The 14,290-nt window shown below is 68.6% G+C and carries 16 protein-coding genes and 2 pseudogenes; 5 read left to right on the forward strand and 13 right to left on the reverse strand.

From position 1 onward, the window contains the following. On the reverse strand, positions 1-237 hold a 237-nt coding region (locus tag HLH21_RS16935), incomplete at its 3' end, for a hypothetical protein (RefSeq protein WP_220789863.1). A 99-nt stretch (positions 238-336) separates the two neighbouring features. On the opposite strand from HLH21_RS16935, the gene HLH21_RS16230 reads away from it, so the two are divergent. After that, on the forward strand, positions 337-1,488 hold the full coding sequence (locus HLH21_RS16230) for a patatin-like phospholipase family protein (protein ID WP_182944797.1): 1,152 nt from the start codon (positions 337-339) through the stop codon (positions 1,486-1,488). A gap of 150 nt (positions 1,489-1,638) precedes the next feature. On the opposite strand, the gene HLH21_RS16235 is transcribed toward HLH21_RS16230, so the two are convergent. From HLH21_RS16235 to HLH21_RS16245, 3 genes are all read right to left on the reverse strand, one after another. Beyond that, a complete protein-coding gene (locus HLH21_RS16235; RefSeq protein ID WP_246379909.1) occupies positions 1,639-2,100 on the reverse strand; it encodes a DUF192 domain-containing protein in 462 nt (153 codons plus the stop codon). A gap of 77 nt (positions 2,101-2,177) precedes the next feature. Beyond that, positions 2,178-2,843, reverse strand: coding sequence for an MBL fold metallo-hydrolase (locus HLH21_RS16240; RefSeq protein ID WP_246379907.1), 666 nt, complete (start codon positions 2,841-2,843; stop codon positions 2,178-2,180). 131 nt (positions 2,844-2,974) lie between these two features. Then, positions 2,975-3,337 (reverse strand): host attachment protein, encoded by a 363-nt coding sequence (locus HLH21_RS16245; protein WP_182944799.1) that lies wholly within the window; start codon positions 3,335-3,337, stop codon positions 2,975-2,977. A 119-nt stretch (positions 3,338-3,456) separates the two neighbouring features. Here HLH21_RS16245 and HLH21_RS16250 point away from each other — a divergent pair, with 119 nt between their 5' ends. The 4 genes and pseudogenes from HLH21_RS16250 (at position 3,457) to HLH21_RS16265 (ending at position 6,650) form a co-directional block, all read left to right on the forward strand. Beyond that, positions 3,457-4,533, forward strand: a complete 1,077-nt coding sequence (locus tag HLH21_RS16250; protein WP_182944800.1) for an XdhC family protein — start codon at positions 3,457-3,459, stop codon at positions 4,531-4,533. After that, positions 4,530-5,060, forward strand: a pseudogene (locus HLH21_RS16255) (nucleotidyltransferase family protein); the annotation flags it as partial. The gene HLH21_RS16250 and the pseudogene HLH21_RS16255, both read left to right, overlap by 4 nt. 198 nt (positions 5,061-5,258) lie before the next feature. Continuing rightward, a complete protein-coding gene (locus tag HLH21_RS16260) occupies positions 5,259-5,609 on the forward strand; it encodes a RidA family protein (protein WP_182944823.1) in 351 nt (116 codons plus the stop codon). 306 nt (positions 5,610-5,915) lie between these two features. Then, positions 5,916-6,650, forward strand: a complete 735-nt coding sequence (locus HLH21_RS16265) for a CHAP domain-containing protein (protein ID WP_182944801.1) — start codon at positions 5,916-5,918, stop codon at positions 6,648-6,650. A 276-nt stretch (positions 6,651-6,926) separates the two neighbouring features. On the opposite strand, the gene HLH21_RS16270 is transcribed toward HLH21_RS16265, so the two are convergent. From HLH21_RS16270 to HLH21_RS16305, 9 genes and pseudogenes are all read right to left on the reverse strand, one after another. Continuing rightward, on the reverse strand, positions 6,927-7,385 hold the full coding sequence (locus tag HLH21_RS16270) for a 23S rRNA (pseudouridine(1915)-N(3))-methyltransferase RlmH (protein ID WP_182944802.1): 459 nt from the start codon (positions 7,383-7,385) through the stop codon (positions 6,927-6,929). A 64-nt stretch (positions 7,386-7,449) separates the two neighbouring features. Further along, positions 7,450-8,004: a ribosome silencing factor gene (gene rsfS, locus HLH21_RS16275; protein WP_373319578.1), complete on the reverse strand. Its 555-nt coding sequence runs from the start codon at positions 8,002-8,004 to the stop codon at positions 7,450-7,452. Positions 8,005-8,040: 36 nt separating this feature from the next. Then, a pseudogene (locus HLH21_RS16940) lies at positions 8,041-8,631 on the reverse strand (nicotinate-nucleotide adenylyltransferase); the annotation flags it as partial. A 2-nt stretch (positions 8,632-8,633) separates the two neighbouring features. Continuing rightward, positions 8,634-9,893, reverse strand: a complete 1,260-nt coding sequence (locus tag HLH21_RS16280; protein ID WP_373319579.1) for a glutamate-5-semialdehyde dehydrogenase — start codon at positions 9,891-9,893, stop codon at positions 8,634-8,636. A 218-nt stretch (positions 9,894-10,111) separates the two neighbouring features. Next, positions 10,112-11,206, reverse strand: a complete 1,095-nt coding sequence (gene ychF / locus HLH21_RS16285; RefSeq protein ID WP_182944804.1) for a redox-regulated ATPase YchF — start codon at positions 11,204-11,206, stop codon at positions 10,112-10,114. After that, on the reverse strand, positions 11,206-11,784 hold the full coding sequence (gene pth / locus HLH21_RS16290; RefSeq protein WP_182944805.1) for an aminoacyl-tRNA hydrolase: 579 nt from the start codon (positions 11,782-11,784) through the stop codon (positions 11,206-11,208). The genes ychF and pth overlap by 1 nt, the downstream gene beginning before the upstream one ends. 39 nt (positions 11,785-11,823) lie before the next feature. After that, the gene (locus HLH21_RS16295) at positions 11,824-12,438 is read right to left on the reverse strand and encodes a 50S ribosomal protein L25/general stress protein Ctc (protein ID WP_182944806.1); all 615 of its coding nucleotides are present in this window, start codon (positions 12,436-12,438) and stop codon (positions 11,824-11,826) included. Between the two features lie 122 nt (positions 12,439-12,560). Further along, positions 12,561-13,169: a histidine phosphatase family protein gene (locus HLH21_RS16300; protein WP_182944807.1), complete on the reverse strand. Its 609-nt coding sequence runs from the start codon at positions 13,167-13,169 to the stop codon at positions 12,561-12,563. A gap of 81 nt (positions 13,170-13,250) precedes the next feature. Further along, positions 13,251-14,231 (reverse strand): ribose-phosphate pyrophosphokinase, encoded by a 981-nt coding sequence (locus HLH21_RS16305; protein WP_182944808.1) that lies wholly within the window; start codon positions 14,229-14,231, stop codon positions 13,251-13,253. Positions 14,232-14,290 lie beyond the last annotated feature (59 nt).

The following is a 14,290-nucleotide window of genomic DNA, read 5'->3' on the forward strand; positions in this document are numbered from 1 at the left end:
CAACCGGGCCAAAGACCTTAGCAAACCCAGACCCACCAGGCAAGTGCCTTTCGGCCCCGCCCCTGCGGTGAACAGCGATCTACACCCCACCCACATCACCGTCAACAGCGGAGGGATGATCGTTTGGCAAAAAAATGGGATGCCAGTCGGCCCATCCGCCCGATACGGGAGAAAACCGGGAAATTTCAGACCAAAAAAATTCATGTAGCAGGCCTGCCCGATATCGGGCGCCCGCACCCCGCCGGCGCGATCCTTGATTCGGGGGGCCGCCCCTTTATCCTTCGGACATGGGGCGGCCGGTCATCGGCGCCGTCGCCCGAAGGGAAACAGCACGGCATGGCCCCAGATACCTCCCAGCCTCCCCACACGCGCCCCGACGTCGCGCAGGGCAGCCGCATCGGCCTGGTGCTGCAGGGCGGCGGCGCCCTGGGCGCCTACCAGGCGGGCGTCTACCAGGTCCTGCACGAGGCGGGGCTGGAGCCGGACTGGATTTCCGGCGTGTCCATCGGCGGCATCAACGCCGCCCTGATCGCCGGCAACCCGCCCGAACTGCGCGTGCCGCGCCTGCGTCAGTTCTGGGAGCGCGTGACGTCACGCAAGATCTGGATCGGCGACACGCCGGCCGGCGATTCGATCCGCAAGATGCACAATGCCTGGTCGTCCTTCGTCACCAGCACATTCGGCCAACCGGGGTTCTTTCGTCCGCGCCTGGCCAATCCCTGGCTTGCGGGGCGGGATATCCATGCCGCCACCAGCTATTACGACAGCGCGCCCCTGCGCGAGACCCTGCTGTCCCTGATCGATTTCGATCGGCTCAATACGTCCGGCATCCGGCTGGCCTGCGGGGCCGTCAGCGTCGGCAGCGGCAATTTCATCTATTTCGACACGGCCAGCACGCGCCTGACCATCGACCATGTGATGGCCAGCGCCGCCCTGCCGCCGGCCCTGCCGATGGTGCGGATCGGGCAGGATTACTACTGGGACGGCGGCATGGTCTCGAACACGCCGCTGCAGCACCTGCTGGACAACGCGGACCAGGACAGCATGCTGATCTTCCAGGTCGATCTGTTTTCCGCGCGGGGGCCGATCCCACGGGACATGTTCGATGTCCAGGCCCGGACCAAGGACATCCAGTATTCATCCCGCACGCGCCTGATTACCGATCATTACCGCGCCCTGCATCGGCAGAAACTGGAAATCCGCGCCCTGCTGGACCGCATCCCCGAACAGGACCTGACGCCCAGGGACCGCGCCCTGCGCCAGCAGCTGTCGTCCCTGCCGGCCATCACCATCCTGCAACTGATCTATCAGGAAGAAGCCTACGAGGGGCAGACGCGGGATTTCGAATTTTCAGCCGCCTCGATGGAGGAGCACTGGGACGCCGGCGCACGCGACACCCGCATGACCCTGTCCCACCAGGACTGGCTGCGCCCGTCGCCGGACGACGCCGGGCTGATCGTCCACGACGCCCATCGCCCCGATCGGTAAGGGAGCACCACGCTCTCATGCCAACTGTCCGAAAGACCGACGCATGAGATGCCCCCGCCAAAGGGCAGTCGCCCTTTGGAAACCCATTCGTTATCAAACGATCGGGGTGCAGGGCCTCAGGCCCTGCCGGGTCCAGGGCAGAGCCCTGGTTCAGGTCGGGCTGGCGGCCAGCGCCTTGCTGTCGACCTTGTCGCCAACGACGATGCCCAGCTTTTCGGTCAGGCCGCCTTGCAGCTCCAGCGTGGCGCGGACCGCACCGTGGCTGCTGATCCGCGCCAGGCTCTGCGGCACCGCATTCTCGCTGATGGCCGAGATCCGGCCGTCGGCGCCGATGAACACGATATCCAGCGGCACCAGCGTGTTTTCCATCCACATGTCGCTTTGCTGCGGATAGGGCCAGACGAAGATCATGCCCCGATCGGCCGGCACCGCGGTGCGGAACATCTCGCCGACCTGCTGCTGGCGGGGCGTGAGGGCCAGTTCGACCGAGAAGACGTGCTTCGTTCCGTCATGGCCGGTGATCGTCAGGCTTTCACGCGGCAGTTCCGGCTGCGCCTGGGTCGGCGTGCCGCCCGCGTCCTGCGCCCGGGCCGCTGTCCCGGCCACCAGCATCAGCCCCAAGGCGCAGGCCCCGGCGATCTTGTGCATATCCATCATGTCTTCGCCTTCTCCTGTGCGCCCAATTCCGCTTACCGCAGAAACGGGTTGCTATGACGTTCCGCCCCGATCGTCGAGGCCCCGCCATGACCGGGCAGGATCGTCACGTCGTCGCCCAGCGGCAGCAGACGGGTGGTGATGGCCTCGATCAACTGCGGGCCATTCCCATAGGGAAAATCGGTGCGCCCGACCGACCCGCGAAACAGCGTGTCGCCGACGAAGGCGAAGCGCGCCTCCGGGTCGTGGAACACGACATGGCCGGGCGTATGGCCCGGCACATGCAGCACATGAAACGTCCGGCCCAGCACTGACAGCGTTTCGCCGTCCGTGACGTAGCGATCCACCGTCACGTTCCGCATGCCCTCCAGCCCGAAGCGCGCGGCCTGGGACGCGATATCGGACAGCAGGAACGCATCGCGCGCGTCCGGCCCGACCACCGGCACCGGCGCGCCCTGCCGCCGGGACAGTTCATCGCGCAGTTCGTCCGCCCCGCCGGCATGGTCCAGATGCCCATGCGTCAGCAGGATGCTGTCCACCGTCAGGTCGCGCACCGCCAGTTCGTGCAGCAGCCGGGGGACGTCGCCACCCGGATCGACCACCACGGCATGCCCGCTCGCCGGGTCCCGCAGGATCGAACAATTCTGTCCGAAAGCGGTCACCGGGATAATGTCCAGTTCCAGCGCGGGCGAAAACGGCATCGGCGCCTCCTGAACCCGATCGCGACGGGTCAGAGATTGTTGCGAACAGGGCTGCCCGGCAGGCAGACCCCCGGACAGGTCACGGCACAGTTTCTAGGGGCAGGCCGCGCGCCCGGCAAGACCGCCCGCCGTCACCCCGGAACGGGGCGCGGCCAGCCGGTGGCGGGAATATCGAAATGCGACGGCAGGTCGTGGTCGGCAACCCCGGTCAGGTCGCGCGGCTGTTCGCTGACCACCAGGGCGCGCACGGCCGCCGACAGATGGGTACGCAGCACATGCAACGTCCGGGGTGGCGCGGCCAGCGCCAGGCCCTCGATCTCGCCCCGTTCCCCCGCGTCGTTCAGATAGGTGGCGAGCGTGCGGGCAAACGCCTCCTCGCCCTCGTCGTTGGCCGTCAGATGCGCCAGCGGATGGAATGCGCCGCCGGCATGTTTCAGCACCCGCGCCCGCGCGCCGTCGGCCACCACGTACCAGGCGGAATCGAGATAAGTCATGCGCCACACCTCCTGCATCAGGGCGCGCCGATTCGGCCGCGCGCCTTTTCGACATGGGATCGCGAAGACGTCGCCGCAATCTGGCATGTCTATATCCCGCCTGATAGAGTGCCCTCGTCATGACGCAGCACCCCCTCCCCCGCGATCCCCTCGACCTTGTCCTGGCATGGGCCGAGGCCGGACGCCCCGCCGCCCTGGCGACCGTGGTCGCGACATGGGGCAGTTCCCCGCGGCCGTCCGGCAGCATGATGGCGATCGACGCCACCGGCCGGATCGAGGGATCGGTCAGCGGGGGTTGCGTCGAGGCGTCGGTCGTCGATGCCGCCGAATCGGTCATGCGGGGCGGCGTGCCCGAACTGCTGTCCTATGGCGTGACGTCCGAACAGGCCTGGGCGGTCGGCCTGGCCTGCGGCGGAGAGCTGGACGTCCTGGTGGAATCGGTCGGCCCCGAGGGAACGCTGGACCCCGCCCTGCTGCGCCAGGCCACGGCCCTGCGGCGCGAACGGCGGCCGGCCCTGCTGGCCACCCGCCTGACCGACATGCACCATATCCTGGTGGAACGCACCGCCGGAGGGCACGCGGTGGCCCACGGGGGCGCCGACCTGCCCGCCCATCTGCTGCCCACCCTGGACGCGGCGTTTCGCGGCGGTCGCAGCGCACGGCACGAGGCCCCGGACGGCGAGGTGTGGTTCCTGCACCTGCTGACCCCGCCGCACCGGCTGCTGATCGTCGGCGCGGTCCATATCGCGCAGGTCCTCGCCCCCCTCGCGGCGGCCACGGGCTTCGCGGTGACGGTCATCGACCCGCGCACCCAGTTGGCGACCCCCGAGCGTTTTCCCGGCATTCCCCTGGTGACCGACTGGCCCGACGAGGCCCTGGCGGCGCTGGAGATCGACGACCACACCGCCATCGTCACCCTGACGCACGACGCGAAGCTGGACGACCCGACCCTGCGCGCGGCGCTCGACAGCCCGGCCTTCTATATCGGGGCGCTGGGCTCGCGAAAGACCCAGGCCTCGCGGCTGAACCGCCTGCGCGAAGCCGGATATGACGACGCCCGCGCGGCCCGGATCCACGGCCCCGTCGGCCTGGCGATCGGCGCGATCGGCGCGCCCGAGATCGCGCTGTCGATCCTGGCGCAAATCGTGGCCGTGCGGCGCGACGCCCCGCTGGCGCGCCGTCCCGGCTGGACATGACGGCAGGCCCACCCCCACACGTCCCGCCCCCCGTCGCCGCCCTGATCCTGGCCGCCGGACGGTCGTCGCGCACCGCGCCGCGCCACAAACTGCTGGCCCCCGACGCCGGCGGCGTGCCGATGATCGCCCGCATCGTCCGCGCCGCGTGCGCCAGCACCGCCGCCCCGGTCATCGTCGTGCTGGGCCACCGCGCGGCCGAGATCCGTGCGGCGATTCTCCGCCATGCCGACCATCCCGGCCTGGTCTTCACCCTCGCCGAGGACCACGCCCACGGCCTGTCGGCCAGCCTGCGGGCCGGGCTGGCGGCGGCCGGGCCGCACGCCCCGTCCGGCGTGCTGGTCTGCCTGGGCGACATGCCGCTGATCGACACGCCGCTGATCGACCGCCTGGTCGCCCGGCACCGGCAGGATCGCGCGCCGGCGACCGTGCCGGTCCACGACGGGCGGATCGGCCATCCCGTCCTGTGGGACCGGTCGGTCTTTCCGGCCCTGATGGCGCTGGAGGGCGATGTCGGCGGCCGCGCGCTGATCCGTGCCCATGCCGGGCGACTGGCCACCGTCCCGGCCGACGCCGCGATCCACGCCGATTTCGACACGCCGGACCGGCTGGACCGCTTTGGCGCGCTCGGCGCATCACAAGGCGACCGCCCTGTTGACCCGCCCCGCCCCGGTGTCGGAGAAGAGGGCGCGCGGCCCGGTCGGCCGCCATCACCAAGGACTGGCCCCATGAGCAAGATCATCCGCACCGAACCGAACGCGATCCTGTCGAAGGTCGTGGAATATCACGGCTTCCTCTTTACCCAGGGCTTCGTCGCGCGCGACCTGACCGGCGACGCCACCGCCCAGACCCGCGACATCCTGGCGCAGATCGACGAGGCGCTGGAACTGCACGGCACCGACAAGACCCGCCTGCTGCAGGCCCAGATCTGGCTGAAGGACATCGCCGACCGCGACGCGCTGAACGGCGTGTGGTCGGCCTGGCTGCCGAAGGACGGCGCACCGGCGCGCGCCTGCGTCCAGGCCGTGCTGGCCAACCCGGCGATGCTGGTCGAAATCATGATTATCTGCACGAAGTAAGGCACCTGCCCGGCATCCGGGGCCTGGCGACCACCTGTCGCATTTAGGTCACGGATGCCGATTCCGATTCTGTCGCGTCCAATCCGCCGCCCTTTTACCGCCTTTTCCATGAAACCCGGTTTTTTCCTTCAAAAACCGCCATCTGCGAAAATGAAATAGGAATATATTCCTATTTTTTATCGGAAAGATGGCCGATTTGATGAAAATGATCCGGCCATCGCCCAGAATTGCTCCGGCGTCTTGTCAGGGTTGCAACCCCCTTGCTAACCCTGTTTCCGCAACGACAAGCGGGTGGGGTCTTCGGGGATGCGGGCAGGCGGTTTGGGACGTTCGATCCTTCTTTCCATGGCAGCCGCTTCCCTCGGTTTCATGCTCCCCCACACCGCCCAGGCGCGGTCGGTGTCGCATCATGCCGTCCATTCCGGCCCCGTCGTTCACGGCCACCATATCAGCGCGCGGCGCGTCGCCCATTACCGCGACGCCGGCCATGTCATCCAGTGCGTGGCCTTCGCCAAGTCGGCGTCCGAGGTCATGCTGCACGGCAACGCCGTCAACTGGTGGTACAATGCCGCCGGGGTCTACGCCCGCGGGGCCGCGCCCGAGGCCGGCAGTGTGCTGAACTTCCGCGCCAACCGTCGCATGCCGCTGGGCCATGTCGCGGTCGTGACGGACATCGTCGACAGCCGCACGATCATCATCGACCAGTCCCATTGGGCGCAGCGCGGCATCAGCCGCCATGTGTCGGTCATCGACGTGTCGCCCAACAACGACTGGTCGGCCGTGCGCGTCGCCCTGGCCCGCCCGGGCGCGTATGGCAGCATCTATCCCACCTACGGCTTCATCTACCCGCGTCCGGATTCGACGGGCCGCATCATGGTCGCCAGCAGCGAGCGGCCGGTACCGCACACGATCAACGCCGCACCCAGCGCCCTGCGTAGCCCGATGAGCTCGACCGAAGTGGCCGAAGCGCCCGAGAGCCTGCCGGTCGTGACCTACGGCCACGCCTTCCGCGACGACGCGCCGAACCGCTCCATTCGCTGATCGTCGGCAAGGGCCAAGGCCCTTGCATCCCATACGTTTATAAAACCCTGGGTTTCCAAAGGGCTACGCCCTTTGGTGGTGGCATTTCGCAGGAAATCTCAGGGCGCTGCCCTGAAACCCGCCAATCCGTTATCCATGATCGGGGTCCAGGGCCTCAGGCCCTGGTGGGTTCGGGCAACGCCCGACTTCCCTCGCCCAGAGCGAAGGAAGAAACGTTACTTTCGCGCTTATGCGGCAACGCCCTTGCCTTCGTGGGCATGCAACACCACAGGCCCGTCAGCCCGGCCGACCCGCCCGGTGATAAGGGTGGCCGGTTGCAATCGCCCTGGCACGATAGAGCTGTTCGGCCAGCAATCCCCGCACCAGCATATGCGGCCATGTCATCGGCCCCAGCGACAAGGTGTCGTCGGCACGGCTCAGCACCGGTCCGTCCAGCCCCTCGGCCCCGCCGATCAGGAAACAGAGCGGCCGCGACAGGCCAAGCCAGCGTTCCACGCGCTGGGCGAACGCCAGGCTGTCATGGCTGTGGCCCCCTTCGTCCATCGCCACGACAAAGGCCCGGTCCGGCAGGGCCGCCAGCAGGGACTGACCTTCGCGCCGCTTGACCTCGGCCACCGCCCCCCGCCCTTCGGGCACCTCCACCAGGTCCAGACGCGGCGTCAGCCGCTCGGCATAGCGACGAAAGAGGTCGCGCTCGGCCCCATCCTTCATCCGCCCGACGGCAATCAGGCGCATGGAGGCCTCGACGCACAAGAAGACCGCGTCGGATCGCCGGCAACATACGTTGGCAAGCGGTCTCTCAGACCGTGCCGTCCGGCTCGCCGACCGGCAGGACGTCCAGATCCGCGCCCCACATCCGCTCCAGCCCGTACAGGGCGCGGGCCTCGGCCTTGAACAGATGCACGACGATATCGCCGGCGTCGATCAGCACCCAGTCCGACCCGTTCGCGCCTTCGATCAGCACACGCTTCAGCCCGGCCTCGCCCAGCTTGCGTTCGATATGCGTCGCCATCGCCGCGATCTGGCGATCGGCCACGCCGGTGGCGACCACCATCCGGTCGGCGAACGCGGCGCGGCCGGTCAGGTCCAGCACCACGATGTCCTCACCCTTATCGTCGGCCAGGCTTTCGGTGATGATGGCCAGGTACTTGTCCAGCAGGGCGGTTTCGACGGGTTCGCGACGAACCGCCTTGCCGGGGCCGGCGACGGCCGCCTTCTTGCGCGGGGTGCCCGGCGCCTTCGCCGTGCCGGCAACCGTGCTGGCGGCAGCGGCGCGGCTGCCGGTCGTGGCTGACGTTTTCTTGGGTGCCGTGCGACGAGTGGTCCCCGTATCGGCCGGAGGCTTCCTGGCGATGACTGTAACTCCTGCGGCAGGGTGATAAGGTGCGTTCGACGCACGTAATGCCGTTGCTGATATACCGGTCTGGGGGGCCGGAAGAAAGGCCCAAGCGCAGGGCGCGCGCGACGCAAGAATCGGGGCCTCGCGCGCCGGGCGGCGCCAGCGCGCCAGCGCCACCGCCGCCGGCCCGCGCAACGCCGCCGGGTTATAGGGCGGGCGGGGCAGAACCGCGAACGGCGCCAGCGAAACGATCCGCCGCCAGCGCCGCCAATGCGGCAGTTGGGCCAGCCCGTCCGCCCCCATCAGCCAGACGAATTCCGCGCGGGGAAAGCGCCGGCGCAACCGCGCCAGCGTATCGACGGTATAGCGGGTGCCGATTCGCCGTTCGATGTCGGTGGCGATGATGCGCCGCCCGTCGGCACAGGCCGCGACCGCCGCCAGCCGTTCGTCGAACGGGGCCATGCCCAGCGCCGGCTTCAGCGGATTGCCCGGCGACACCATCAGCCAGACCTGGTCCAGCCGCAATTGCCGCAGGGCCCGCCGGGCGAGTTGCAGATGGCCGGCATGGACGGGATTGAACGACCCGCCCAACAGGCCGATCCGCACCCGCCGCCCGTCGCCCCACGCGGGAATCGACGCCATGGTCAGGGACGCTGCTGCCCCGTCCCGATGACTTCGTACCGAAAGGTGGTCAGTTGCTCCAGCCCCACCGGGCCACGGGCATGGAAGCGGCCGGTGGCGATGCCGATTTCGGCGCCGAAACCGAATTCGCCCCCATCGCAGAACTGCGTCGAGGCATTCCACATCACCACGGCGCTGTCCGTGCCGTTCAGGAACTGCGCGGCGATCTCCGCGTCCTCGGTCACGATCGCCTCGGTATGGGCGCTGCCATAGCGGGCGATGTGCGCCAGCGCGTCCTCGACCCCGTCCACCACGGCGATCGACAGGATCGCATCCAGCCATTCGGTGCCGAAATCGGCCTCGGTCGCCACAGGCAGGTCGGGCAGGATGGCGCGGGCGCGCCCATCGGCGCGGAAGGCGCAGCCGCGCGCGGCAAGGTCCGCCACGATGTCGGGCAGCAGGGCGGGCGCGACGGCGGCGTCGATCAGCAGCGTTTCGGTCGCGCCGCAGATGCCGGTGCGCCGCATCTTGGCATTGGCCACCAGCCCCCGGGCCATCGCCGGATCGGCCGCCGCGTGGACGTAGGTGTGGCACAGCCCCTCGGCATGCGCCAGCACGGGCACCCGGGCCTCGCGCTGCACCCGTTCGACCAACGACTTGCCGCCACGCGGAATAATCAGGTCGATCAGCCCCGACGCCGTCAGCATGTCCGCCACATGCCGGCGGTCGGTATCGGGCGCGATCTGCACCGCCGCCTCGGGCAGGCCGGCGGCGCGCAGGCCCGCCGCCATCGCCGCATGGATCGCCCGCGCGCTGTGCAGGCTTTCCGACCCGCCGCGCAAAATCACCGCGTTGCCCGACTTGATGCACAGGCCCGCCGCGTCGGCGCCGACATTGGGGCGGCTTTCATAGATCATGCCGATGACGCCCACCGGCGTCGCCACGCGGCGGAACAGCAACCCGTTGGGCCGCGTCCATTCCGCCATGATCCGCCCGACCGGATCGGGCAGGCCCGCCACGTCCTCCAGCCCCCGGGCCATCGCCTCCACCCGCGCCGGGGTCAGGGTCAGCCGGTCGCGAAAGGACGCCGTGGCGGTCGAGGCCGCAAGATCGCGCGCATTCGCCGCCAGGATCTCATCCTGCCGTTCCCGCAGGGCAGCCGCCGCATGACGCAGGGCGGCATCGCGCGTCCCGGACGAACTCCGCGCCAGAAGCCGGGCGGCGGCACGGGCCCGCGCCGCCAGCTCCGGCATGGCCGGGACCCACTGGCCCTCTGCTTCCATGACGGACGTGACTGCGTTCATAACCGGCCTCCCTGCCTCGATAACGGACCATTTTCGAACCGCGCGCCCCACGAGGGCAAGGGGAAAAATCCGGGCGGACATTCTCCGATCCGTCCAGGGGCTTTGTGCCGGGAACAGTCGATTCCCCTAAACGGATAAAAGTCTTTCTGCTTCTTTTTCTTCAGAAAAAGAAGAAGACCTCCCCAACCCGAAAACCCTCACACATTAAAGCGGAACAGCAGGACATCCCCATCCTGCACGACATAGTCGCGGCCTTCGATCCGCAGCTTCCCCGCCTCCTTGGCGCCCGCCTCGCCCTGGTAGCGGACGTAATCGTCATAGGCGACGGTCTCGCAGGCGATGAATCCGCGCTCGAAATCGTTATGGATCACCGCCGCCGCCTGGGGCGCGCGCGTGCCGGCCGTGATCGTCCAGGCACGGGTTTCCTTCGGCCCGACGGTGAAATAGGTCCGCAGGCCCAGCAGGCGATAGCCCGCCGCGATCACGCGATCCAGGCCGCTGTCGGCCAGACCCAGCCCGTCGAGGAATTCCTTGCGGTCGTCGGGGCCAAGCTGGCTGACCTCGGCCTCGATCGCCGCCGACACGACGACGGAGACGGCGCCCTCGGCCTCGGCGCGGGCGCGCACGCGCTCGGACCACGCATTGCCGGTGGCGGCCGACGCCTCCTCGACATTGCAGACATACAGGACCGGCTTGCTGGTCATCAGCTGCAGGCGGCGCACGGCCTCCTCCTGCCCCGCCGGAATCGCCTGCCGGGCGGGCCGCCCCTCGCGCAGGACCTCGATCAGCGGCTCCATCAGCGCGACCTGGGCGGCGGCGTCGCGGTCGTTGCCCTTGGCCTTCTTCTGCAAGGCCACGATCCGCTTTTCCAGCGAGTCCAGGTCGGCCAGCATCAGTTCGGTCTCGATGATCTCCGCATCGCGGATCGGGTCGATCCCGCCCTCGACATGGGTGATGTCGTCATCCTCGAAGCAGCGCAGCACATGGATGATCGCATCGACCTCGCGGATGTTCGCCAGGAACTGGTTGCCCAGCCCCTCGCCGCGCGAGGCCCCGCGCACCAGCCCCGCGATATCGACGAATTCCAGGCTGGTCGGCAGGATCTTCTGCGACTTGCCGATCGCCGCCAGCGCCTCCAGCCGGGGATCGGGCACCGCGACCCGGCCCACGTTCGGCTCGATGGTGCAGAACGGATAGTTCGCAGCCTGGGCCGACGCGGTTTCGGTCAGGGCGTTGAACAGGGTCGACTTGCCGACATTCGGCAGGCCCACGATGCCGCAATTGAACCCCATCAGCCCTTCTCCCCGGCCAGCAAGGCCATTTTCGTCATGAACAGTTCGGGCTGCCCGTCCGCCAGGACCGGCGCCGTGTCGGACATGGCGTCGAGCATGCGCTCCAGCCAGTCCTGGTCGCTTTTCGCGAAATCGCCCAGCACATATCCCGTCACGCGGTCGCGCGCGCCGGGGTGGCCGATCCCGATGCGGACGCGCCAGTAGTCCTGGCCCCCCAGCATCCGGTCCATCGAACGCAGGCCGTTATGGCCGGCGGCGCCCCCGCCCTGCTTCACCCGCACCCGGCCGGGCGCCAGATCAAGCTCGTCGTGGAAGGCGGTGATCGCGGCGATGGGAATCTTGTAGAAGGCGGCAGCCTGCTGAACGCTCTCGCCCGAGAGGTTCATGTAGGTCAGGGGCTTGAGCAGCAGCACCTTGTGCCGCCCCACCCGCCCTTCGGCCACCTCGCCCCGGAAGCGCTTCCGCCATGGCGCGAAGCCATGGCGGGCGGCGATCCGGTCGACGGCCATGAAACCGACATTGTGCCGGTGCCGGCTCATCCCCGGCTCAGGATTTCCGAGCCCGGTCCAGAGCAGCATGCCGTATTCCCTGTCGTATGGCCGTATCCGGTCCCCGGCTTACTTCTTCGCCGGCGCCGCGGCCGCGGGGGCCTCGGCCGCTTCATCGACGCTGGGCGCGGCGACGGTGGCGATCACGAAGTTCGGGGTCTGCACGATCGGCGTCACGTTTTCCGTGCCCTGCAGATCGTTCCAGCGGACGTTGTCGTGAATGTCCAACTGCGACAGATCGACGGTGAAGGACGACGGCATGCTGGCCGGATCGGCGCTGACTTCCACCGTGTGGCGGACGATGTTCAGCACGCCGCCGCGCTTGATGCCGGGCGACTTGTCCTCACCCGTGAAGACGATCTGCACTTCGACATGCATGCGCTCGCCGGCGGCAAGGCGCTGGAAATCGACATGGATCGGCTGGTCGGTAACCGGATGAAGCTGGATCTCGCGCATCAGGGCGTGGGACGACGCACCATCGACGGTGATGTCGTACACGCGCGAACGCCAGCCGGCCTTGTGCATTTCGCGCACCACCAGGCGGGGGTCCAGCGCGATCAGGGTCGGTTCCTGCTTCGCACCATAGACGACGGCCGGTACCTGACCGCCACGCCTCGTCGCACGCGCTGCCCCCTTACCAGCCTTCGCGCGCGAAGAAGCCTCAAGTTTCGTGAATTGGGTCACTGTCTGCTCCTGAAAACCAAGCACGCGGGCCTCCAGGGGTGCCCGCGCGTGCGGGGGCCTTTAATGGAAAACCGGTTCCGACGCAAATTTTTCGCCCGTCCGGCAGGCCGGGCCTGCGGGACTCAGCCCAGCGGGGACAGGCCCCAGTCCGTCCGGCTGCCGTTCAGTTCCTCGGCACGCGGCGCCACCCACAGCGGCACCGCGTTGGGCAGGCGCACGTTCGGCGGCAGCCCCATGGCCGCGCGCAGGGCGCGGAACATCGCGCCATGGCAGACGATCAGCACCACGCCATGTCCGTCCAGGGCGCGGTTGACGGCGGCGACGGCGCGCGCGCGCAGTTCCGCGAACGGCTCGGCCCCCTTGGGCGTGTATTCCCCGGCGATCCAGCTATCGTACCAATGGCCCATCGGCTGGCCTTCCTGCTCCCCGAAGCAGACCTCCTGCAACCCGTCGTCCACGGCCACCGGCAGCGGCGCGTCGCCGGGGGCGGCCATCGCCCCGGCGACGATCTGCGCGGTACGCAGCGCCCGGACCAGCGGCGAGGACACGATGCGGGCCACCGGCATGTGGTCGTCCTCGTGCCGGGACAGCAGGGCGCCGGCGGCCTCGGCCTGCGCGATGCCGCGCGCGTTCAGCGGAATGTCCGACCGCCCCTGCGATCGCCCCTCGGCATTCCAGTCCGTCTCGCCATGGCGCAGGTACCAGTACGGGCGGGCGATCAGGTCGGTCATGGGGGCGGCTCCTTTTCCGGTTCGCCTGAAGGAAACCGCTTTTGCGCCGGTTTGAAAAGCCGCCTCGGGTCCCGCGCGTGGTCAGTCGAACAGCGAGGAGACCGAACTTTCGTCCGAAACCGCGCGCATCGCCCGCGACAGCAGGTTCGCGGTGCTGATCTGGCGGATATTGGCGGCCCTGGCCACGGCATCGGTCGCGGCGATGCTGTCGGTCAGCGTCAGCATGCCGATCGGCGAATCGGCAATCCGCTGCACGGCGCCCCCGGTCAGCACGCCATGGGTGACATAGGCCTCGACCGCCGAGGCCCCTTCCTTCATCAGCGCCGCCGCCGCATTGCACAGCGACCCGCCGCTGTCGACGATATCGTCGACCATGACGCAATAGCGGCCACGCACGTCGCCGATGACGTTCATGACCTCGGACACGCCCGCGCGCTCGCGCCGCTTGTCGATGATCGCCAGATCCACGTTCAGCCGCTGCGCCAGCTGGCGGGCGCGCACCACGCCCCCCACGTCGGGCGAGACGATCATCAGGTTCTGCTCCCCGCCGCGAATCGCCATCGGCGGCGCGGCGTACGACAGCCCACCCTGGCCCATGCGCCCCTTGATATCGCGGGTGAACAGCGGCGCGGCATAGAGGTTGTCGACCGGAATGTCGAAGAAGCCCTGGATCTGCATCGCATGCAGGTCCATCGTCAGGATGCGGTTCGCCCCGGCCTCGACCAGCAGGTTGGCGACCAGCTTGGCGCTGATGGGCGTGCGGGGGCCGGATTTGCGATCCTGCCGCGCGTAGCCGAAATAGGGCATCACCGCCGTGACGCGCCGTGCCGAACCGCGCCGCAGCGCGTCCAGCATAATCAGCAGCTCCATCAGGTTGTCGTTGGTGGGCGCGCAGGTGCTCTGGATCACGAACACGTCCTCGCCGCGGACATTTTCGTGGATTTCGACGAAGACCTCCATATCGGCGAAACGCCGAACCGAAACGTTGCACAACGGCATCCGCAACTCCCCCGCAACTCTTTCGGCAAGGGGCAGATTACTGTTACAGGCGACGATCTTCATGTGGCAACGCTCCCGGGGCGGCGTCTCGTGGCAGGCGCGCGGGTTCTAGCAACCGCGCC

The sequence above is a fragment of the Gluconacetobacter johannae genome (assembly GCF_014174305.1).
Lineage (GTDB): Bacteria > Pseudomonadota > Alphaproteobacteria > Acetobacterales > Acetobacteraceae > Gluconacetobacter > Gluconacetobacter johannae.

Coding starts and splice junctions, on each gene's coding strand:
- HLH21_RS16230 (WP_182944797.1), top strand. CDS start 337: ATGGCCCCAGATACCTCCCAGCCTCCCCACACGCGCCCCGACGTCGCG.
- HLH21_RS16235 (WP_246379909.1), bottom strand. CDS start 2,100: ATGCTGGTGGCCGGGACAGCGGCCCGGGCGCAGGACGCGGGCGGCACG.
- HLH21_RS16240 (WP_246379907.1), bottom strand. CDS start 2,843: ATGCCGTTTTCGCCCGCGCTGGAACTGGACATTATCCCGGTGACCGCT.
- HLH21_RS16245 (WP_182944799.1), bottom strand. CDS start 3,337: ATGACTTATCTCGATTCCGCCTGGTACGTGGTGGCCGACGGCGCGCGG.
- HLH21_RS16250 (WP_182944800.1), top strand. CDS start 3,457: ATGACGCAGCACCCCCTCCCCCGCGATCCCCTCGACCTTGTCCTGGCA.
- HLH21_RS16260 (WP_182944823.1), top strand. CDS start 5,259: ATGAGCAAGATCATCCGCACCGAACCGAACGCGATCCTGTCGAAGGTC.
- HLH21_RS16265 (WP_182944801.1), top strand. CDS start 5,916: ATGCGGGCAGGCGGTTTGGGACGTTCGATCCTTCTTTCCATGGCAGCC.
- HLH21_RS16270 (WP_182944802.1), bottom strand. CDS start 7,385: ATGCGCCTGATTGCCGTCGGGCGGATGAAGGATGGGGCCGAGCGCGAC.
- HLH21_RS16280 (WP_373319579.1), bottom strand. CDS start 9,893: ATGGAAGCAGAGGGCCAGTGGGTCCCGGCCATGCCGGAGCTGGCGGCG.
- ychF (WP_182944804.1), bottom strand. CDS start 11,206: ATGGGGTTCAATTGCGGCATCGTGGGCCTGCCGAATGTCGGCAAGTCG.
- pth (WP_182944805.1), bottom strand. CDS start 11,784: ATGCTGCTCTGGACCGGGCTCGGAAATCCTGAGCCGGGGATGAGCCGG.
- HLH21_RS16300 (WP_182944807.1), bottom strand. CDS start 13,169: ATGACCGACCTGATCGCCCGCCCGTACTGGTACCTGCGCCATGGCGAG.
- HLH21_RS16305 (WP_182944808.1), bottom strand. CDS start 14,231: ATGAAGATCGTCGCCTGTAACAGTAATCTGCCCCTTGCCGAAAGAGTT.